Origin of the sequence: Pseudomonas paralactis (genome assembly GCF_001439735.1) — a bacterium.
Classification (GTDB): Bacteria; Pseudomonadota; Gammaproteobacteria; order Pseudomonadales; family Pseudomonadaceae; genus Aquipseudomonas; species Aquipseudomonas paralactis.
In genome coordinates, this window is sequence record NZ_JYLN01000009.1 from 73,166 (window position 1) to 93,837 (window position 20,672).

At 60.0% G+C, this 20,672-nt stretch carries 13 protein-coding genes; 5 read left to right on the forward strand and 8 right to left on the reverse strand.

What is annotated here, in order from left to right:
* Positions 1 to 2 precede the first annotated feature (2 nt).
* The 4 genes from ptsP to treP all read right to left on the reverse strand — a co-directional run bounded on the left by ptsP (position 3) and on the right by treP (position 7,221).
* The gene (ptsP, locus tag TX23_RS21295; protein WP_057703900.1) at positions 3 to 2,537 is read right to left on the reverse strand and encodes a phosphoenolpyruvate--protein phosphotransferase; all 2,535 of its coding nucleotides are present in this window, start codon (positions 2,535 to 2,537) and stop codon (positions 3 to 5) included.
* An 85-nt stretch (positions 2,538 to 2,622) separates the two neighbouring features.
* The gene (locus TX23_RS21300) at positions 2,623 to 3,843 is read right to left on the reverse strand and encodes a maltoporin (protein ID WP_057703901.1); all 1,221 of its coding nucleotides are present in this window, start codon (positions 3,841 to 3,843) and stop codon (positions 2,623 to 2,625) included.
* Between the two features lie 166 nt (positions 3,844 to 4,009).
* A complete protein-coding gene (gene treC / locus TX23_RS21305; protein ID WP_057703902.1) occupies positions 4,010 to 5,656 on the reverse strand; it encodes an alpha,alpha-phosphotrehalase in 1,647 nt (548 codons plus the stop codon).
* Positions 5,657 to 5,778: 122 nt separating this feature from the next.
* A complete protein-coding gene (gene treP, locus TX23_RS21310) occupies positions 5,779 to 7,221 on the reverse strand; it encodes a PTS system trehalose-specific EIIBC component (protein WP_057703903.1) in 1,443 nt (480 codons plus the stop codon).
* Between the two features lie 256 nt (positions 7,222 to 7,477).
* Here treP and treR point away from each other — a divergent pair, with 256 nt between their 5' ends.
* Positions 7,478 to 8,182, forward strand: coding sequence for a trehalose operon repressor (treR, locus tag TX23_RS21315; protein ID WP_057703904.1), 705 nt, complete (start codon positions 7,478 to 7,480; stop codon positions 8,180 to 8,182).
* Between the two features lie 154 nt (positions 8,183 to 8,336).
* Here treR and guaA read toward each other — a convergent pair whose 3' ends face one another.
* The 4 genes from guaA to TX23_RS21335 form a co-directional block, all read right to left on the reverse strand.
* Positions 8,337 to 9,914, reverse strand: a complete 1,578-nt coding sequence (gene guaA, locus TX23_RS21320; RefSeq protein WP_005791155.1) for a glutamine-hydrolyzing GMP synthase — start codon at positions 9,912 to 9,914, stop codon at positions 8,337 to 8,339.
* Positions 9,915 to 9,995: 81 nt separating this feature from the next.
* Positions 9,996 to 11,465, reverse strand: a complete 1,470-nt coding sequence (guaB, locus tag TX23_RS21325; RefSeq protein WP_034128014.1) for an IMP dehydrogenase — start codon at positions 11,463 to 11,465, stop codon at positions 9,996 to 9,998.
* A 118-nt stretch (positions 11,466 to 11,583) separates the two neighbouring features.
* Entirely contained in the window at positions 11,584 to 12,132 is a 549-nt protein-coding gene (locus TX23_RS21330) for a hypothetical protein (protein WP_057703905.1), read from the reverse strand.
* Positions 12,133 to 12,269: 137 nt separating this feature from the next.
* Positions 12,270 to 13,037: a sulfite exporter TauE/SafE family protein gene (locus TX23_RS21335; RefSeq protein ID WP_057703906.1), complete on the reverse strand. Its 768-nt coding sequence runs from the start codon at positions 13,035 to 13,037 to the stop codon at positions 12,270 to 12,272.
* 99 nt (positions 13,038 to 13,136) lie between these two features.
* Here TX23_RS21335 and TX23_RS21340 point away from each other — a divergent pair, with 99 nt between their 5' ends.
* The 4 genes from TX23_RS21340 to TX23_RS21355 all read left to right on the forward strand — a co-directional run bounded on the left by TX23_RS21340 (position 13,137) and on the right by TX23_RS21355 (position 20,462).
* Positions 13,137 to 14,027, forward strand: coding sequence for a LysR family transcriptional regulator (locus TX23_RS21340; protein ID WP_057703907.1), 891 nt, complete (start codon positions 13,137 to 13,139; stop codon positions 14,025 to 14,027).
* A 9-nt stretch (positions 14,028 to 14,036) separates the two neighbouring features.
* The gene (gene xseA / locus TX23_RS21345; RefSeq protein ID WP_057703908.1) at positions 14,037 to 15,416 is read left to right on the forward strand and encodes an exodeoxyribonuclease VII large subunit; all 1,380 of its coding nucleotides are present in this window, start codon (positions 14,037 to 14,039) and stop codon (positions 15,414 to 15,416) included.
* 3 nt (positions 15,417 to 15,419) lie between these two features.
* The gene (locus TX23_RS21350) at positions 15,420 to 16,238 is read left to right on the forward strand and encodes a M23 family metallopeptidase (RefSeq protein ID WP_057703909.1); all 819 of its coding nucleotides are present in this window, start codon (positions 15,420 to 15,422) and stop codon (positions 16,236 to 16,238) included.
* Between the two features lie 135 nt (positions 16,239 to 16,373).
* On the forward strand, positions 16,374 to 20,462 hold the full coding sequence (locus tag TX23_RS21355) for a membrane-targeted effector domain-containing toxin (protein ID WP_057703910.1): 4,089 nt from the start codon (positions 16,374 to 16,376) through the stop codon (positions 20,460 to 20,462).
* The last annotated feature ends 210 nt before the right edge of the window (positions 20,463 to 20,672 follow it).

Sequence of the window (20,672 nt, forward strand, 5' to 3'; positions counted from 1 at the left end):
GCTCAGTGCTCCACGACAGGTGAGGTTTCAACGGTGGCGGCGTGGTACAGGCGCAGGGCCTCACGCACTTGGCCGGCTTCTTCCAGGCCCAGCACTTGGCGGGCGATGATCTGGCAGTCGAGCAGGTCCAGCTCACGCACGGTGGCCTTGATGGTCGGGATCAGCGGCACGCTGACCGACAGCTCATCCACGCCGAGCCCGATCAATACCGGCACCGCCACGGTTTCAGAGGCCAGCGCACCACATACCCCCACCCACTTGCCGTGGGCATGGGCCGCCTTGACGGTGATGTCGATCAAGCGCAGTACCGCCGGGTGAAAACTGTCGGCCTGGCTGGCCAGGCGCGGGTGGTCACGGTCCATGGCGAGGGTGTATTGGGTCAGGTCGTTGGTGCCGATGGAGAAGAAATCCACATGGGGCGCAAACACATCCGCCATCAGCGCCGCGCTGGGGACTTCGATCATGATGCCCAGCTTCGGTAACTCGGTCAGCCCGAGCGCCAACGCCTCTTCTTCGAGCATCTTGCGCGCCAGGTGCAGCTCCGACAGCAGGCTGACCATCGGCAACATGATATGCAGCCGCGCCAGGCCTGCGCTGGCAAGAATCGCGCGCAGCTGTTCACGCAGCAACTCGGGGCGCTCCAGGCACAGGCGAATACCGCGCAGGCCAAGGAACGGGTTGGTCTCGCTTTCCATCGGCACATAGGCCAAGGGCTTATCGCCACCCACATCCAAAGTGCGCACTACCAGGTTGCGCTCGGTACCCAGGGCGCGGGCGATGGCGCTGTAGGTGCCAGCCTGCTCTTCGGCGCCAGGGGCACGGTTGCGGTCCAGGTAGAGGAACTCCGAACGCAGCAGGCCCACGCCTTCCCCGCCCAGGGTCAGGGATTGCTTTACTTCCTGCAACGAAGCCACGTTGGCCGTGACTTCGACATGATGCCCATCGCGGGTGACCGCCGCCCGTGAGGCCTGCGCCACTTCACGTTGCAGCCGCAGTTTTTGCTGTTGGCGAACTGCCTGCAATTGTTCGATTTCAGCCAGGTCCGGCTCCAGGTGCAGCTCGCCTTTGTCAGCATTGAGCAGCACCCGCTTGCCGTTGGCCAGGGCCAATACCTGGCTAGGCACCCCGCAAATCGACGGCAGGCCGAGCGCCCGGGCGAGGATTGCCACATGGCTGGTCGCGCCACCGGCGACCGTGACGAAGCCTAAAACTTTACTGGCATCCAGGCCGGCGGTTTGTGAAGGCGTCAGCTGTTCGGCGACCAGGATGGCGCACTCCGGCAGCTCCATTGATCGCTCGGGCACGCCCAGGATCAACTTGAGCACGCGCTGGCCAACATCGGCCAAGTCCGCCGCACGCTCAGCGAGCAGTGCTTTACCCAGGCCCTCGAAGAGTTGGGCGGTCGCCACTGTGGCGCGGTTCCAGGCAAAGGCGGCACTCTTGCCCTCGGCCAGCAGGCTATAGGCTTGTTCCAGCAGGGTGGGGTCTTCGAGCAATTCTTGATGGGCGCGAAAGATTTCAGCCTGGGCACTGCCGGCCGCCTTGGCTTGCAAGCCTTGCAGCGCCTCGGTTGCCGCCCGCAGGCCACGCGCCAATGCGGCCCGTTCAAAGGTTTCTCCGGCGCCAGCTTCGGGAATATCGAGCGCCGGCTCCGCCACTTGGACAACCTGGCCAAACGCCGAGCCCGGTGATGCGCAGACGCCCCGCAGCACGGTCGCCGAAGACGCCGGCGCAGCGGGCCTGCTGATCTTCTCGACCGCTACCGGCAAGGTCTCGCCACAGCCGTCGAGCAACAACGCCACCAGCGCCTGGATCGCCGCCTCGGCATCCTCGCCCGCCGCGCTCACCTGCAGGCTATCGCCCTGGGAGGTCTGCAGCGCCATGATCGCCACAAGCGACTTGGCATTCGCGCTCAAGGTTTGCTTGTGCAGAAAGATGCTGGAACTGAACCCCTTTGCCGCCTGGGCAAACACTGCCGCAGGTCGGGCGTGCAAGCCGTTGGCATTGGGAAGGGTTACTGGCTTGGAGAACAGCGCATTGCCCTCCTCCTCGTCCACCTCAGCGGCCATCTGCCCCGGTGAAACCTGCAACAGTGGCTGGCCGGACTCGACCAGCGCCTGATCGGCCACCAACGGCACAAACGGCTCGCCGCTCACAATGAGCATCAAGGTCAACAGGCTGCGTGCATGGAGCGCCACATAGTCTGCATCGAACTCGATCAGCGGCTGCCCGGCCTCCACCCGTTGGCCTTCCTCGACCAGGCGGGTGAAGCCCTGGCCTGCCAGGTTCACGGTGTCCAGGCCAATATGCAGCAGCACCTGCACACCGTTATCGGCGGTGACACTGACCGCGTGGCCGCTGTCCTGAATGTTGCTGATCACCCCGGCCACTGGCGCGCAGAGGGTCTGCGAGGTGGGGTCGATGCACAGGCCATCGCCAATCACGCGGCCGGAAAATACCGGGTCGGGCACCTGATCCAGCGCCAGCAAAACCCCGGACAAGGGTGCCAGCAGTTCCAGGGGTTGAGATGTGGTCATGACTTCACCTGTTTGTGTTGTTCTTTAAAAATCATTGAGTCGATGCAAGGTTGAGGATGACGAAGATCAAAGGTGGGAGCCCGGATTACTTCCACCAATATTCGACCTGCACACCGACGTTCGAACCATGCCGCGCGGTGCCATAGGCGCCGGTATCGGATAACGCCGAGCCCGCCGCCAGCTCATTGGCCGCACGCTTGGCCGCCTGGTTCCAGGACGCATAGGTGTAATACAACCGCACTTCTGGCCGAGCCCAGAACTCCGGGCCTTTGGGCGACCAGGTCGGGGCGAAGGTAAATTTGCTCAGTTTGCGCGTACCTCCGGTGGCCTCGACCTGATCGTGCCCCAGCTCAGTGACCAGTTTGAATTGCTCGCTGAGCGCATACGCCGGACGCACACCGAGGGACATCCAGTTCTGATCCTGACGCCCAGGGCGCACATCTTTCTGGTACACAGCTTCAACTTGTCCACCGAAACGCGGTGTCACCTGCCAATCAAAGAACTCCACGGCGCGGTAACTTTTGCTGCTTTTGTCCAGCCTGGTATTGCCGGTGTAACCCAGGCCGGTGCCAGGGCCTTCGCCGTACTGCAGGGCAAACTTGTTCTTGCCACCCAGGAAGGCCGCTTGTACATGCTGCGCCGTCAGCGCCCAGCCGCTGTTGGTGTCACGCCCACCGGCCTTGGCGATGTAGCTCAAGCCAAGCTCCAGTTCGCCACCGGGGTTGGTCTTGAAACCTGCGACGTTGAAGTCGTGACGGGTGGCGTATTCCTTCTGGTACAGGTTGTCCTTGCGCGACAGGGCGTAGCTGTATTTCAAGCCGCCGATCAGCACATCCTCGATTCCCCCGCCGGTGGCGCTCTGGTTCCAGTAGTAGAAATCCGAGATATGGATGTCGTTACGCTTGTAGTAACGCCGCCCGGCCCACAGCGAACCACCATTGAGGCTGGGCAGATTGGACCATTGCGCATACATCTGCGGCATACGCGCCGAACCGTTGTTTTCGCCCTGGAACTTCAGGGCGCGGTCGTACTTGTTGTAGAGGGAAGCCATGGCATCGACGCTGAACACCGACCCGTCATCTAGGGTCAGCAAATCCTGACGCAGCTCCAGCTCCGCGTACTGCTCGCATTCGTTGCCCAAGCGGTACTTGGTTTGCGCCCCCGGCAGTTGGAAGCATTGCTGCTTGCCACTGCCGGTCGATGTGCCTGCGCCGCTGCGCAAGTAACCGGCGAATTCCAGAGCCTGGGCGCCAAACGGCGCAGCGAGGCACGAGGCGATAAGGCCCAGCTTTATTGTTGTTTTCATGAAGCGCTCCTTTTCTTTTTATTGTTTTTTCTTACTGTCTTGCGTGACGCGATCACCTGTAGGAGCGAGCTTGCTCGGGAAGAACTTGCAGCCTCCACGCACACCCTGGAGGGGCGCGTTATCGTTGGCGATCTTCGCGAGCAAGCTCGCTCCTACAGGGGGTATCTCAACCCGTCAGGTGCAGCACGAAGGACTCATAGGGGCGTAGCACCACCGTGCTCGTGCGCACCGGGCAGTCGGGGTAGTTGCTGATCAGCAAGCGTTGTTCGCACGCCGCGTTGATGACGCCATCGGGCAATTGGATTTCGCACGGCGTGCCGTAGAAGTTGTTGAGCACCAACAGGCGCTCGCCCTGGCCTTCACGCAGGTAGGCCCAAACCTTGGGATGGTCTTGCAGCAGTGGGCGATAAACGCCTTGCTGGATCAGGGGCTCATGGCGCCGCAGGGCGATCAATGCACGGTAGTGATGCAGCACCGAGTCCGGGTCATCCAGCTGGTTTTCGACATTGATGTGCGCAGCGTTGGCCGGGATGCCAATCCATGGCTCGCCAAGGCTGAAGCCGGCATTGGCCTGGTCGCTCCACTGCATGGGCGTACGCCCGTTGTCGCGAGACTTCTGCATGATTGCCGCCATGCTCGACGCCTCGGACTCTCCTGCATCGCGCTTGAGTCGGAAGATATTCAGGGTTTCCACATCGCGATATTGTTCGATGCTGTCAAAGCCCGGATTGGTCATACCCAGTTCTTCGCCCTGATACACATAGGGTGTGCCCTGGAGGAAGTGCAGCGCGGTGGCAAGCATCTTGGCCGAGACCACGCGATATTCGCCGTCATCACCAAAGCGCGAGACCACCCGTGGCTGATCGTGGTTACACCAGAACAACGCGTTCCAACCACCACCGGCCTGCATACCTGTCTGCCAATCGGAGAGGATCTGCTTGAGTTGCAGGAAATCAAAATCAGCCTTCACCCACTTTTGCAGGTTGGGGTAATCGACTTTCAGGTGGTGGAAGTTGAAGGTCATCGACAGCTCTTTCGAGGCCGGATTCGAGTAGCGAATGCAGTGTTCCAGGCGAGTGGACGACATCTCGCCCACGTTAATCAGGTCATGGCCTTCGAAGACTTCGCGGTGCATTTGCTGCAGGTACTCATGCACATGCGGGCCGTCGGTATAGAAGCGGCGGCCGTCGCTGGTGTCTTCAGGGAAATCGGCGGGCTTGGAGATCAGGTTGATCACATCCAGGCGAAAACCACCCACGCCTTTGTCTCGCCAGAAACGCATCATCTTGAACACTTCGGCGCGCACCCTGGGGTTGTCCCAATTGAGGTCGGCCTGGGTATGGTCAAACAGGTGCAGGTAATACTGGCCAGTCTGCGCTTCGTATTCCCAGGCCGAGCCGCCGAACTTGGACTCCCAGTTGTTCGGCTGGTCGCGCCAGATGTAGAAGTCACGGTAAGGGTTGTCGAGGCTGCTGCGTGCCTGCTGGAACCATTCGTGTTCGATAGAGGTGTGGTTGACCACGATGTCGAGCATCAGCTTGATACCACGCTTGGCGGCTTCGCTGATCAGCAGGTCGCAGTCGGCCATGGTCCCGTAGCTGGGGTCGATGGCGTAGTAGTCGCTGATGTCGTAGCCGTTGTCACGCTGAGGCGAACGCAGGAAGGGGGTGACCCACAGGCAATCGATGCCCAGCCAGTGCAGGTAGTCGAGCTTGTCGACGATGCCCAGCAGGTCACCGGTGGCGTTACCCGCGTGGCTGTGGAAGCTTTTTGGGTAGATCTGGTAGATCACCGAGTGTTGCCAGGTTTGCATGGTGGGTTCCTTCAGTAGAGTTGGGTGCTGGCCCTTCCGGCCTCATCGCAGGCAAGCCAGCTCCCACACTTGAATGTGTTCACACATCACTGTGGGAACTGGCTTGCCTGCGATAGCGATCTTCAGGCGACGCGGTAACCAGGCCGAATGATCTTCATGCTCAACATGCACGTCAGCGCAAACGGCACGACCATCGCCACGACCATGCCGATCACAAACATCGGAATCGCACTCGGCACGATCGAGATAAACCCGGGCAACCCACCGACGCCGATGGCCGAGGCCGTGACCTTGTTCAGCGACAGGAAAATACTGCCCAGCGCCGAGCCCAGCAGCGCGGCGTAGAACGGAAACTTGAAGCGCAGGTTGACCCCGAACATCGCCGGCTCGGTGATGCCGAAATAAGCCGAAATCGCCGAGGTGGAGGCCATGCTTTTGTCCCGCGCATTGCGGGTCATGTAGAACACACCCAATGCAGCGCTGCCTTGGGCCAGGTTGGACATGACGATCATTGGCCAGATAAAGGTGCCGCCCTGGGTGGAGATCAACTGCAGGTCGACGGCGAGGAACATGTGGTGCATGCCGGTGATCACCAGCGGAGCGTAAAGCAGGCCGAAAATTGCCCCGCCGATCATGGGTGCAATCTCGAACAGGGTGACCAGGCCTTCGGTAATCAGGATGCCGAGGTGGCGCGTCACCGGGCCAATGATCGCCAGGGCCAGCACGCCGGTGACGACGATGGTGGTGATCGGCACCACCAGCAATTGAATGGCATTCGGCACCCGCGCCCTTAGCCACTTCTCGATCACGCTCATGACAAAGGCAGCCATCAGGATCGGCAGGATTTGCCCCTGGTAACCCACCTTCTCGATCTGGAACCAGCCGAAGATATCGAAGTACGGCAGGCTTTGGCCGTCGAGGCCGGCGACCGCCTTGCCGTAGTTCCAGGCGTTGAGCAGGTCCGGGTGCACCAGCATCAGCCCCAGCACAATGCCGAGGATTTCACTGCCGCCGAACCGCTTGGCCGCTGACCAGCCCACCAGCGCCGGCAGGAACACGAACGAGGTGTTGGCCATCAGGTTGATCAGGCTCCACAGGCCATCCAGGTTCGGGTAAGCCTCCAGTAGTGTCTGGCCTTCGATGAACATGCCCTTGGCGCCCATCAGGTTGTTCACGCCCATCAACAGGCCAGCGATGATCAGCGCGGGCAGGATCGGCATGAACACATCGGAGAACACCCGCACCAGGCGCTGCATGGGGTTGGTCTTGTCGCCGCCGGCTTTCTTCACGTCGGCAATGGTTGAAGCAGCCAGGCCGGTCAGTTCGCGCAGGGCGGCGTAGACCTTTTCTACTTCGCCGGGGCCGATCACAACCTGGAACAGGCCGCCGGTAAAGAACGAGCCCTTGACCAGATCGACCTGGTTCAACGCATTGCCGTTGACCAGGCTGGGGTCCTTGAGCGCCAGGCGCAGGCGGGTCACGCAATGGGCCGCTTGTTCAAGGTTATCGCGGCCCCCGAGATGCTCGAGAATCTCGCGGGCAGTAGACGAATAGTCGTGGCTCATGCTCGTTTTCCACTGTGATTGTTTTTATGGGTGGCAGTCATTGGCAGCACGCCGAGGAAGAAAAGTACTCGTCTGTACGAGTTAAATCAACAACTCGTCTGTACGAGTTACACTTTTGTTTATGCGTGGGAGCCTGCTGTCAGATTTTTCCCACACCTGTACGGCTGTCCAATGGACAAACCCCACCTCTGCCACTAAGGTTCCTGCCTTGAACCCGCAGTCCTCCTGCATAAAAGTCGGGCATAGAGCCATCGCCATGAGCAAATACAACCAGATCTATACGGATCTGCTTGCCAGCATCACCACCGAGCGCCTGCAACGCGGCACGCGCCTTCCCTCCGAAACTGAACTGATGGACGCCTACCAGGCCAGCCGTGGCACCGTGCGCCGCGCCATCGAGCAGTTGCAGGAGCGTGGCTTTGCGCAAAAAATCCATGGCAAGGGCACCTTCGTGCTATCGCCCAACCCGATCGAGTTTCAGTTGGGCGGCATCGTCAGCTTCCACGAGACCCACGCCGACCTGGGCGATGACGTACACACTGACGTCGTCGAATTCACCCAGATCCCTCTGGAAGGTTCCCTGCTGCAACACATCGAAGCCGAGCCCGGCACGCTCATCACCCGTGTAAAACGTGTACGGCGCATCGGTGGCAAACGCGTGATTCTCGACATCAACCACTTCGTCGCCGACCTGATCCCCGGCCTGGACCGCTCGATTGCCGAGCAGTCGATCTACGCGTTTATCGAGCAAACGCTGGAGCTGCAGATCAGCTATGCACAGCGCACCATCGAAGCCCTGCCGCGCAGCAAAGACGACCAGGCGCACCTGGACCTTGATGGGCAAAGCCATGTGATCGTGGTGAGTAACCAGACGTTTTTGCAGGACGGGAGGCAGTTCGAGTACACCGAGTCGCGGCATACGCTGGATAAGTTTTACTTTTCGGATATTGCGCGGCGGTGAATTCTACGCGCGGGCTTGGGTCTGACGGTTTGAAAAGCGCCCACGCCCCTCAATAGCGGCTCCCCATGCACCGGGCTCAACGGGCGACACAGAAAGCAAAACCCCGGCACGTGGCCGGGGTTTTGTCATTCAGCACTCACCTGCTATTGCAGGATCATTCCCACTCAATCGTCGCCGGCGGCTTGCTCGACACGTCATACGTCACGCGCGAAATGCCTTCGATTTCATTGATGATACGGCCGCTGACCGTCTCCAGCAGTTCGTAAGGCAGGTGTGCCCAACGCGCTGTCATGAAGTCGATCGTTTCTACGGCACGCAGTGCAACAACCCATGCGTAACGACGACCATCGCCTACAACGCCAACCGATTTCACCGGCTGGAACACCACGAACGCCTGGCTGACCTTGTGGTACCAGTCGGCCTTGCGCAGTTCTTCGATGAAGATGTGGTCGGCGCGACGCAGCAGGTCGGCGTATTCCTTTTTCACTTCACCGAGGATACGCACGCCCAGGCCCGGGCCTGGGAATGGGTGGCGGTAGACCATGTCGTACGGCAGGCCCAGTTCCAGGCCCAGACGGCGGACTTCGTCCTTGAACAGTTCGCGCAGTGGTTCTACCAGCTTGAGGTTCATTTCCTCAGGCAGGCCACCCACGTTGTGGTGGGACTTGATCACGTGGGCCTTGCCGCTCTTGGCGCCGGCCGACTCGATCACGTCGGGGTAGATGGTGCCCTGGGCGAGGTATTTGATGTTGTCCAGTTTGTTGGACTGGGCATCGAACACGTCGATGAAGGTGCGGCCGATGATCTTGCGTTTCTTCTCCGGGTCGGACTCGCCGGCCAGGTTGTTGAGGAACTGCTCCTCAGCGTTGGCGCGGATCACCTTGACGCCCATGTTCTCGGCGAACATGGCCATCACTTGCTCACCTTCGTGCAGGCGCAGCAGGCCGTTGTCGACAAACACGCAGGTCAGCTGGTCGCCGATGGCCTTGTGCAGCAAGGCAGCCACAACCGAGGAGTCCACGCCGCCGGACAGGCCGAGCAACACGTTGTCGGTACCGACCTGGGCGCGCACTTGAGCGATGGCGTCTTCAGCGATTTTCGACGGGGTCCACAGGGCTTCACACTCGCAGATGTCGAGGATGAAGCGCGACAGGATGCGCCCGCCTTGCTTGGTGTGGGTCACTTCCGGGTGGAACTGCACACCGTAGTAACGACGCTCGTCGCTGAACATGCCGGCGATCGGGCAGCTCGGGGTGCTGGCCAGGATGTGGAAGTCTTCCGGCATCTTGGTGACCTTGTCACCATGGCTCATCCACACGTCGAGGCCGAACAGGCCGTCGGCGTCGATGTGGTCTTCGATGCCGTCCAGCAGGCGGCTCTTGCCGACCACGTCGACACGGGCATAACCGAATTCACGCAGCTCGGAACCTTCAACCTTGCCGCCCAGTTGCTCGGCCATGGTCTGCATGCCGTAGCAGATGCCGAACACCGGCACGCCCAGGTCGAATACCGCTTGCGGGCAGCGCGGGCTGTTGGCTTCGTGTACGGACTCGGGGCCACCGGCGAGGATGACGCCTTTAGGGGCGAATTCGCGAATCGCTGCGTCGTCCATGTCGAACGGGTGCAGTTCGCAGTACACGCCGATTTCACGCACGCGGCGGGCGATCAGTTGGGTGTACTGGGAACCGAAATCGAGGATCAGGATGCGATGGGCGTGAATGTCGAGGGCCATGAAGTCAGTCTCGTCTAATGAATCAGAAACAACTCGGGGCTGAAAGAACAGCCCCGGTTACTTAACGTTTTGCTGGAAGGCTCAACCTACACGGTAGTTTGGCGCTTCCTTGGTGATCTGCACGTCGTGGACATGGGATTCAGCCATGCCGGCGCCGGTGATCCGCACGAACTCTGGCTTGGTGCGCATTTCTTCGATGTTGGCGCTGCCGGTGTAACCCATCGAGGAACGCAGGCCGCCCATCAGTTGGTGGATGATCGCGCTCAGGGTGCCTTTGTACGGCACACGGCCTTCGATGCCTTCCGGTACGAGCTTCTCGGCGCCTGCCGAAGAGTCCTGGAAGTAACGGTCGGAAGAGCCTTGCGCCTGGGACATGGCGCCCAGCGAACCCATGCCACGGTAAGCCTTGTACGAACGGCCCTGGAACAGTTCGATCTCGCCTGGCGCCTCTTCGGTACCGGCAAACATCGAGCCCATCATCACGCAGGAGGCACCGGCTACAATGGCCTTGGACAGGTCACCGGAGAAACGGATGCCGCCGTCGGCGATCAACGGTACGCCGGTGCCTTCAAGGGCAGCGGCGACGTTGGCGATGGCGCTGATCTGCGGCACGCCCACACCGGCAACGATACGCGTGGTGCAGATAGAACCAGGGCCGATACCGACCTTGACCGCATCGGCGCCGGCTTCGGCCAGGGCCTTGGCGGCAGCGCCAGTGGCGATGTTGCCGCCGATCACCTGCACTTCTGGGAAGTTCTGCTTGACCCAACGCACGCGGTCGATCACGCCTTTGGAGTGGCCGTGAGCGGTGTCAACCACCACCACGTCAACACCGGCAGCAACCAGCGCCGAAACGCGGTCGCCCGTGTCTTTACCGGTACCGACCGCAGCGCCAACGCGCAGACGACCCTGGTCATCCTTGCTGGCCAGCGGGTAAGCCTTGGCTTTTTCGATGTCGTTGACGGTCATCATGCCTTTGAGGGCGAATTTGTCGTCGACGATCAGCACGCGCTCGATGCGGTGCTTGTGCAGCAGTTCGCGCACATCGTTCTTGTCGGCGCCTTCCTTGACGGTGACGAGGCGCTCTTTAGGCGTCATCACTTCACGGACGGTGACTTCAAGACGGTTCTCGAAACGCACGTCACGGGAAGTGACGATGCCGACCAGGTCGCCATCGTGCAGCACCGGAACGCCGGAGATGTTGTGCATGCGAGTGAGTTCGAACAGATCACGCACGGTGGCGTCAGCTTCGATGGTGATCGGATCTTTCACCACGCCGGCTTCGTAACGCTTGACCTTGCGCACTTCGGCAGCTTGCTGCTCGATGGTCATGTTCTTGTGGATGATGCCGATGCCGCCTTCCTGAGCCATGGCAATGGCCAGACGGGCTTCGGTGACGGTGTCCATGGCAGCGGAAACCAGGGGAATATTCAGCTCGATGCCACGGGTTAGGCGGGTCTTGAGACTGACTTCGTTAGGAAGCACCTCGGAATAACCGGGCACTAGGAGAATGTCGTCGAATGTCAGAGCTTCTTGGCTGATACGCAGCATCGCGGGGGCTCCCGAGCGGGAAAATGGAAGCGCGCCATTATATACATGCACCCTGCCGGGCTCAATGTAAAACTCTGACAAACTTGGTAATACTGATAGATGGGTAATTTGATCAGGGTTATAGCTCGACTTTGACCCAACTGATCTTCTGGTCCAGCCAATCGGCAAACTCGTCGATAAAGCTTTGCTTGAAGCCCGCCTCCGCCCAGTTGTTGAAGATGAACCCCAGGTTGGAAAAGCCGCATTCCTGCAGGAATAGAAAGCCGTTGATGTCGTCTTCATGCCCACACAGCGGGCAGGTGAAGTTATCGGTGTGGCCGGGCATCCAGTCTTCCAGGCTTTCGAACAGCGCCTCGCCGACCTCTTTGAGACATTCCGGGCAGCCGGCTTCTTCAAGGAACCCCTTGGCCGGCGTGTAGATGCAGCGCTTGTAGATGATCTCCAGGCCATTGACCGGCTCGTTGAACGGCAGCGCCTCGGGATGCAGCACCACGGCGCGGGCACCATCGGCCAGGGCGTAGCCCATGCGGTTGCCGGTACGCCCACAAGTGGTGAGTTCTTCCTTGATGATGTTCTTGCGCACCAGCCAACGCACAATCGCCCGGGCGCGGGGTTCGTGGACGGGCAAGGTGGAGATTTTCGGGACAAGGATGCTTTGGGAGTTCATGGGAGTCCTGCGGTGTGGCTATTGGCGCCATCGCGGGCAAGCCCGGCTCCCACAGTTGATCGCATTCCAATGTGGGAGCCGGGCTTGCCCGCGATGACGCCCGGGAGGACGGCAGCTTAATCCCTGAAAAAATCAGGTCAAGTACTCACATACCGTCCGATCAACGCAATACCACTGGCCAATACCAACCAGGTCACCAACCGCACGAACGCCTCACGGGACAGCCGCATCGTCAGCCTGCGCCCACACCACAGCCCCAGGGCCATCACCGGCAACAGACAAACCGCCAACATCAATAACGGCAAATCTGCATACACCCCGGCAATCAGGAACAGACTCAAACGCACGACCGTGCTGCAACTGATCAGCGCGCTTTGCGTGGCCCGCGCCGCGTCCTTGGATAATCGGCTATTAAGATAGATGGCATATAAAAAGCCGCCACTGCCAAACAACGCGCCAAACAAGCCGCCGACGGCGCCCATGGGAATCGACCATCCCGCTGCCAGCTGCGTCGGCCGGGCCTTCACTACCAGGCTATAAACGGCGTAGGCACTGATAAACAGCCCCATCAATAACAGCAACAGGTCCGAATGCAGGTTGAGCAAAAACACCACGCCCAGGGTGCAGCCGATGGCCATGCAGGGCAGCAATCGCAGCAACTCCGGCCTGCTCACATCCCGTCGCGTTTGCAGCAGCCCGCCAAACGCCGCGACAAAATCCAGCAGCACCAACAGCGGGATAATCTTCGACAGCGGCATAAACACGATCAGGATCGGCCCGGCGACCAAGGCCGTCCCGAACCCGGCAATGCCAAACACCACATAGGCCAGCACCACACCCAGGCCGATCACCAGCCAATCCACAGCCCCGAACGACCACTGACTCATCAACTCAACCAGGCTCATGGGTTATTCCTTGTTGGACATGGCCTTCACTTTAGCCATTGCCGACTGTTGCGACTAATATCTTCAAAGTTGGCCACTCATCTCAAAAAGGCATGACTCGTGATCTCCACGCGGCAACTGCGTTACTTCGTCGAAATCGCCGACAGCGGCAGCTTCAGCGCCGCCGCCGAACGCCTGTTTGTGGCGCAGTCGGCCTTGAGCCGGCAGATCAAGGAACTGGAAAACCAGCTGCAAACCTCATTGTTCGAACGCACCGCACGCCAACCGCGGCTCACAGCGGCCGGTGAAGCGTTCTATCCACGGGCGCGCAATTTGCTGAGTGAGTTGCTCAAGGCCAGCGAAGTGGCGACCCAAGTGGGCAATGGCCAGCTTGGCACGCTGCGCCTGAGTCATTCGAGCACCGTGCCGATGAGCGGCGCGTTATTGCACGGCATCAGCACCTGGCTGGAGCGCTGCCCGGGCGTGTCGGTGGATATCGCCAAGCTCTCCTCCGAAGCCCAGTTGGAGGACATCGCCGAGGGTCGCCTGGACGTCGGCCTGCTGCGCTTGCCCGTGCTGCACCAGCGCGACGGCGTGCGTGTGCTGCCGTTGTACACGGAGCCGTTGGTGCTGGCGGTGCCGCCGAATCATCCATTGGCACGCAGCGACGCACCGGTGGAGTTGGCGCGGCTCCAGGACCAGGCGTTTATCTCGATCCCCCACCCTCAACGTGGCGGGCTGAGTTATCTGTCGGCCGAATTGTGCATGCGTGCAGGATTTTTCCCCAAGGCCGCGCGGGTGATGTCGCGCAAGACCACACAGTTGCAATTGATCCAGGCCGGTTTCGGTATTGCCTTGTTACCAAAATCCATGCAGGACATCGCCCCCGCCAACCTGCACTTTTTGCCCCTGGCCGACCCGGACTGCCACAGCACCGTGGCCCTGGCCTGTGCGCAAGCGCCAAGCCCGTTGGTGGAGCAATTCTGTCAAACCCTGCACGAATGCCTATAAACTGCCGCCATGATTAAAGATCCTTTTGCCCGACTGGGCCTGGACCGCGAAGTCCTGACTGTCAGCCAACTCAACGGCCGCGCGCGGGTGTTGCTGGAAGACGTGTTCACCAATATCTGGGTTGAAGGCGAGATCTCCAACCTTGCCCGCCCGGCTTCCGGCCATGTGTATTTCACCCTCAAGGACAGCGGGGCTCAGGTGCGTTGTGCGCTGTTTCGTAACAACGCTGCGCGCGTACGCCAGGCGTTGAAGGACGGCCTGGCGGTGAAAGTGCGTGGCAAGGTTTCGTTGTTCGAGGGGCGTGGCGACTACCAGTTGATCCTCGATACCGTGGAACCTGCCGGCGATGGCGCGCTGCGCCTGGCCTTCGATGCATTGAAAGAGAAGCTCAGCGCCGAGGGCCTGTTCAGCGCCGAGCGCAAGGTGCCGCTGCCCGCGCACCCTCGGCGTGTCGGCATCATCAGTTCGCCGACCGGCGCGGTGATTCGCGACATCATCAGTGTGTTCCGCCGCCGAGCGCCGAACATTGAACTGACCCTGATCCCGACCGCCGTGCAGGGCCGCGAGGCGATCCCGCAGATCGTGCGGGCGCTTAAACTCGCGGATGCACGCGGCTTCGATGCGCTGATCCTGGCCCGTGGCGGCGGCTCACTGGAAGATCTCTGGTGCTTCAACGAAGAAGCCGTGGCGCGAGCGGTGGACGCCTGCGTCACGCCCATCGTCAGCGCCGTCGGCCATGAAACCGATGTGTCGATCAGCGACTTCGTGGCGGACGTGCGCGCCCCGACGCCCTCCGCCGCCGCCGAACTGCTGGCACCGGACGCCAGCCATCTGGTGCGCCAGGTAGACAACCTGCATCGGCGCCTGGTGATGCTGATGCGCAACCGCCTGAGCCACAGCCGCCTGCGCCTTGAAGGCATGGCCCGGCGCCTGCGTCACCCGGGCGAGCGCTTGCGCCAACAGGCCCAGCGCCTGGATGACCTGGACATGCGGATGCGTCGCGCCTTCGAGCGCAGCCTCAATACCCGCCGTGAGCGCCTGATCCGCCTGGAAACGCGCCTGGCCGGCCAGCATCCCGGTCGCCAATTGGCGCTGCTGCGCCAGCGCCTGGACAGCCTCGCCGAACGTCTGCCCCGTGCCATGCGCGAGGGCCTGAAGGCACGACGCCTGCAACTGCAAAGCCAGGTGCAGACGTTGCAGGTGGTCAGCCCGCTGGCGACCCTGGGCCGTGGCTACAGCATCCTCCTGGACGAGCGCGGCCAGGCGATTCGCAATGCCGCACAAACCCACACCGGCCAGCGCCTGACCGCGCGCCTGGGTGAAGGCCAACTGCAAGTGCGGGTGGAAGACAATCACCTGACCCCCGTCACCCTTTCGCTACTGGATTGATTGATGCCACGTCTACTGACTTTGTTGCTGCTGTGCCTGTCCATGAATGCCTACGCGGACAGCTATATCACCCGCACCTTGAACAAACCGGTACCCGGCGGTGTGGCCGTGGTCGAACTGGGGCCGTCCGCCACGGCGCCCAAAGCCACTTACCAAGGTAAACCGGTGCTGGTGGTCAAGGAGCAGGACAACTGGCTGGCGATCGTCGGCATCCCGTTGACGGTCAAGCCTGGTAACGAGCGCATCAGCAGCGGCGGGCGCAATTTGCCGTTTATTGTCGGTTACAAGAAGTACCCGGAACAGCGCATCACGCTGAAGAACAAAAGCCAGGTCAACCCTGACCCGGCCCAGCTCAAGCGCATCGAGGGCGAGTTGGCAGTGCAGCTCAAGGCTTACCGCAGTTTCAGCCCCAACCTGCCGAGCAACCTGGTGCTGGATAAACCGGTGAACGGCCCGTTGTCGAGCAAGTTCGGCGTGCGGCGCTTCTTCAACGGCGAAGAGCGCAACCCCCATTCGGGCCTGGATTTCGCAGTGCCGGCCGGTACACCGATCAAGACGCCCGCGAACGGCAAGGTGATTCTGGTTGGCAATTACTTCTTCAACGGCAACACCGTGTTCGTTGACCATGGCCAAGGCTTTATCAGCATATTCTGCCATATGTCGAAGATCGACGTGAAGGTGGGCCAGCAGTTGGTGCGCGGCGCAGTCGTGGGCAAGGTCGGCTCGACGGGCCGTGCGACCGGGCCGCATATGCACTGGAATGTCAGCCTGAACGATGCGCGGGTCGACCCGGCAATCTTTATCGGCGCCTTTCAACCCTGAGCACTGTCCAATGCCCTGAGCGCCGGACATATCGCTACATTTGCAACCGGAACCAACCCACCGTTCCCTCTCACTTAACTGGCGACTTACAAGGACCGTAACGACAACATTTCGATTAAGTGATGAGGTTGTTTTATGTTTGCGCCAGCCAGCTCTACAGTCCAACGCCCATTGGATCAACATCACGCCTTTGCCCCTCCCGCCGAAACACCTCCCCCGCAAGAAAAAAGCCAGACCGGCCCCCGCGCAGCGCCTTCGACCTACGCACCCGCCGATCTGCCTTTACCCGACTCGCCAAGGACGCCACCTGCCACAGTCCCCCCCTCAGGCACTATCAGCCTCATAGAACAACACAACGAAGCTACCCGTTCGATACAGCAGCTCTACAAAGAGCAACCGAACTTCAAAACCTTCCTGCAGCAACAACTGGCCACACTGTTTCCTGACCACCCCCACCTCAATGCCGCCGACCTCACCTTCAAGCGTTGGCACAAGCAAAACGATGGCAGTCTAAAAACGCTGTCCGTAGAACCCCTTCTTGATGCACTGAATAAAGACATCCAGGAGCAGTTACGTAACCCCGGGGATAAAGCAGGCGAAGACAACAACGTCCACACGGGCTTTTTCACCCAGGGCAGCGCCGGTGTGCCGCCCACCCTGGTCAACTCAGCACACTCATTGCACACGCTTGCCCAGCGCATCATCCAATACGCGACAGCGCAACAGACGTTCTGGACCACACCTCGTCAAAGCCCGCAAAACCCCCAGGTGCGAACCACGCCACAGAACGAGCTATTGGCCCTGCACAAGCGGCAGCTGGCAACACTGGCCGCCGCTCGCGCCAACGATGGCACCTTGAGCCCGGCGAGCAAGCAGCTGATCGACACAGCGCTGCAATACCCCACCCTGGTCGAACGAGAAAGTGCCTTTGCTGACGGTGCACGCCCTGGGGTGTACCCGCTCACCGTGGATGACGGCACTGAATGTGGGGCACTGTTGGCGGGCGCCTTCCTCATCACCCAAACCGACGGTTCCTTCGCGACTGAACCCACATGGCCTAAAGGTCGGTCCCTGGCCCTCGACGACAGCCACGGGCCGGTGGTTCTGTATACCCCCGGCGAAGGGTTCGAGGAATTCGCCACGCCCGCCCAAGCCCGCGAAGCAGTGGCCAAGCGTCTTGATCAAGGTGGGGCGGACGCCGAGTTATTGCTGCAAACGCTACCGCTGGCGCTGCAAAACCGGGCGGAGCAGCCTTCGGGAGATGACCTGACCCTGCGCGTCGAGCCCGTGACCGCAGATGTTCTGGCAGAGGGTATCCCGTGGATGCTCAAGCGCCAGCAAGAGGAAATCAATAAGCAGCTCACCGAGACACTGACGGCCACTACGCCGGGTAACCCACTGACAGACCCGACGTCAATCCAAGCCATTGACGACGCCGCTGACTGGTCGTACCAACTGGATAGCAGCCATGCACTGCTGGCCTACCACGCCAGGCTGATCGAGAAACAACAACCAGAGTGGTTGAAAAATCTGACCCCGGCTCAAGAAGCCATCTTTCTCAACCTGGAACAGGCGGAGAAAAAAAGTACTGACGCGCTACTTCCACGGCTTCAAAAAATCCCGTCTCTTTCAGACTTCGCCCGCGACAGGATGAACGAGGCGATCAAGCAGCTGTATCCGACTGCGCAGATTGATGCCGATCAACTAAAGGTACAGGTAGACGAAACCACAACCCAGGACAACTCGACCGACTTGGTGGTTGTCGACCTGACCCTCTCAATACTGGGTAAACGCATCACTACCTCGTCAGAACAAAAACATCTTTCACTGACCGATCTGGCGCTGAAAAACCCCACCGGCTTTTTGCCCAGAAGTGTCCAGAAAAAAACCACCCTCACAATGACCCTGCCGTTGGTTGACCCAAAGGGCAATCCGATTACCGATAGCAATGGCAAGCCGATCATACTCAATGATGAACAGCTTAAAGCCTTGATCAACACTGCGGATGTGGGAGGCCAATACGACAAGCTGCTAAAAAAAGAACTGGCACCTGATGCCCCTTCGGATCTGCGCGAGGCATGGAAATCCAACCTCAGTGATGCCATGGACAAAGAGGCGTTTCTCGCGCAACTGAGCCCTACGGCCTATAAAGAGCAGGCCGCCGAAGACAAGAGCAGCAAACGCGCAGCGCAATGGGTTGCGGCAATTCTGGACCACCCCGACCCCGCCGACCGCCCCAAAGTCGATGGCCACAGCATTATCGCCAATGCCCTGCTCGACTATGGGCAACCGATTCATGGGGTGATGGTGATTGGCAACAACGTCGATTCATCATTGGTGCTGTACACACCCAAGGCGCCCGACGGCATCGCGTTTCGCGAAGTAGCGGACCAGAAAGCAATGGACGCCTTACTGAAACAAGACGAATGGAAAGCCTATATCGCGGACAGAAAATCACCGGTCAATAAAGATGATGTGGCTAAACGCGACGAGGCCATCAGGGATATCTCCAACAATCCATTAACTGCCATGGCGCCTGACAAAGTCCTGGATATAGCCATCAAAGAGATAAAGGTCGCGTTCGGTGGCTCGGAACTCAAACCCATACAAGGTAATGTTCAGGATCATCTGTATCAGCAAAACGTTCAGATGATAGTCGACAAGGCAGACCATCAATCCGTCAGCAGCGCGGAAGTGGCCAGGCAATCGTTCATCAATAAAGTCACGTTTGGCGCCGAAGTGGGCATGTTGTTTCTGGATTTTTTGCCAGGCGTCGGCAAGGCCGCGAGAACCGGTGCTCATCTGAGTAAAGCCGCCTTGGTTGCTTTGCGCGCCAACCGTAAACTTTTGCCCAAGCTCATAAGCAAACCCGGCCTGGCACAGACGATCTATGTTGATTTCGCACTGACTACAGCAGGTATCAAGGGTGTGCGTGCCGCGCCACTACGCCCCGTTTTCAGATCGTCGACAACGGCGCGCGCGCCATCATCAGCGAGCGCCTCCACCAGCAGCGGCGTAACCACCGTCGCCACGCGCCCCTCGACCAACGCTGCCACTCCAAACCGCGACCTGAGCGCCTACACCGTGCCCAATGAGGTTATCAGCGGCCGCCACTTGCGCCCCGACGGCACTTACAATGTGGGAGATAACTGGTACGTACGCTTTACCGACAGTACCGGTACGAACAGGGTTTATCAGATCGACTCGGCATTTCACGCTCGCAGTGGACAGGTCAATATCATTGATCCCAATGCGCCGGCGACGGCGTCTAGAAGCACCAGGACAGTGGCCTCCCTGCAATCGGCAGGCAACGGGGAATGGCGCATCAACCAACTGCCCGGCGGCAGGCGCGGCAGAGAACGCAGGCAATTGCATGAGTGGCCGATGAGTTACACCGATTATTTGCTCTCGGGAGGACTTGATATAACCGCTGCAGGCGTTAACAGACGCTTTGCGACACGCTGGTTCAGAGAAGGGGCGAATGAAAGCTATGCCAATCAGGCCTTAGCGCCTACACCTCGTCCGAACATGCCTGCCATAACGCCAAACGCATCACCGGGCGAACTGGCGCGTGAGCTGCTAAGCACCTCAAACGGCATTGTATTTGGAGAGATGCACAATCAGATTGCTACCAACGTCATGCTGATCAAGAACATGCAGGCCTATGCAGATGAAGGTGTCACAACCCTTTATCTGGAAGGCGCTGAATGGAATGGGTTTACAGGTTACACAGCCGATGAAATTTCACGCATCCCCCCGCAGCCCGGCAATCGTATTTATAAACCCGAGGTGCCTACGCGCGAGGATGTGCTGGTCGCCGCGCAGCAACACGGCATCAAAATCGTAGGTATCGAACATGAACATCTGACGATGCACTCAACTCGCCCCTATGACGATGACGTTGCCAACCTTCGGCATACCACTGACCGGTTGCGAGAGTTCAACTACTTCGCCAGCAAGGTTATTCAGCGCACCCCGCCAGGGGAAAAGTGGATTGCCGTGGTGGGTAGAAGGCATATGAACACCACCCAGGGCGTGCCCGGCATTGCCGAACAAACCGGGGCCATCAGCGTGGGTGTATACGACGCAACGCCCGGCGCCAGCAGTGTCGCCGTCAAGCATACCGGCCCGCGTCCGGCGCCTGAAAAACGGTTCGCCGCCGATGCAACGGTGGGAGACTACCAAGTCCACCAAAACGTTGACCCCTACCTTAAAACGCTTTGAACGCCCTGATAACGGCGCGCTGACACGAGCAGCGCGCCTCGCCGAACACGACTTTGGAGCAGGTTGTTGCGCACCTCTTACAATTTCGCCAGGAACCATCCGACATCCAGCACTCACCTATCTCATAACTTACACGGAGCGTAATGAGCACGACCTGACCAGTAGAAATTTAATACCTGTGAGACTCACTCTATGTTCTCTCCTGCCCAA

Excerpts from the sequence above, each read along its gene's own strand:
- ptsP (WP_057703900.1), bottom strand. The coding sequence starts at position 2,537 with ATGACCACATCTCAACCCCTGGAACTGCTGGCACCCTTGTCCGGGGTT.
- TX23_RS21300 (WP_057703901.1), bottom strand. The coding sequence starts at position 3,843 with ATGAAAACAACAATAAAGCTGGGCCTTATCGCCTCGTGCCTCGCTGCG.
- treC (WP_057703902.1), bottom strand. The coding sequence starts at position 5,656 with ATGCAAACCTGGCAACACTCGGTGATCTACCAGATCTACCCAAAAAGC.
- treP (WP_057703903.1), bottom strand. The coding sequence starts at position 7,221 with ATGAGCCACGACTATTCGTCTACTGCCCGCGAGATTCTCGAGCATCTC.
- treR (WP_057703904.1), top strand. The coding sequence starts at position 7,478 with ATGAGCAAATACAACCAGATCTATACGGATCTGCTTGCCAGCATCACC.
- guaA (WP_005791155.1), bottom strand. The coding sequence starts at position 9,914 with ATGGCCCTCGACATTCACGCCCATCGCATCCTGATCCTCGATTTCGGT.
- guaB (WP_034128014.1), bottom strand. The coding sequence starts at position 11,465 with ATGCTGCGTATCAGCCAAGAAGCTCTGACATTCGACGACATTCTCCTA.
- TX23_RS21330 (WP_057703905.1), bottom strand. The coding sequence starts at position 12,132 with ATGAACTCCCAAAGCATCCTTGTCCCGAAAATCTCCACCTTGCCCGTC.
- TX23_RS21335 (WP_057703906.1), bottom strand. The coding sequence starts at position 13,037 with ATGAGCCTGGTTGAGTTGATGAGTCAGTGGTCGTTCGGGGCTGTGGAT.
- xseA (WP_057703908.1), top strand. The coding sequence starts at position 14,037 with ATGATTAAAGATCCTTTTGCCCGACTGGGCCTGGACCGCGAAGTCCTG.
- TX23_RS21350 (WP_057703909.1), top strand. The coding sequence starts at position 15,420 with ATGCCACGTCTACTGACTTTGTTGCTGCTGTGCCTGTCCATGAATGCC.
- TX23_RS21355 (WP_057703910.1), top strand. The coding sequence starts at position 16,374 with ATGTTTGCGCCAGCCAGCTCTACAGTCCAACGCCCATTGGATCAACAT.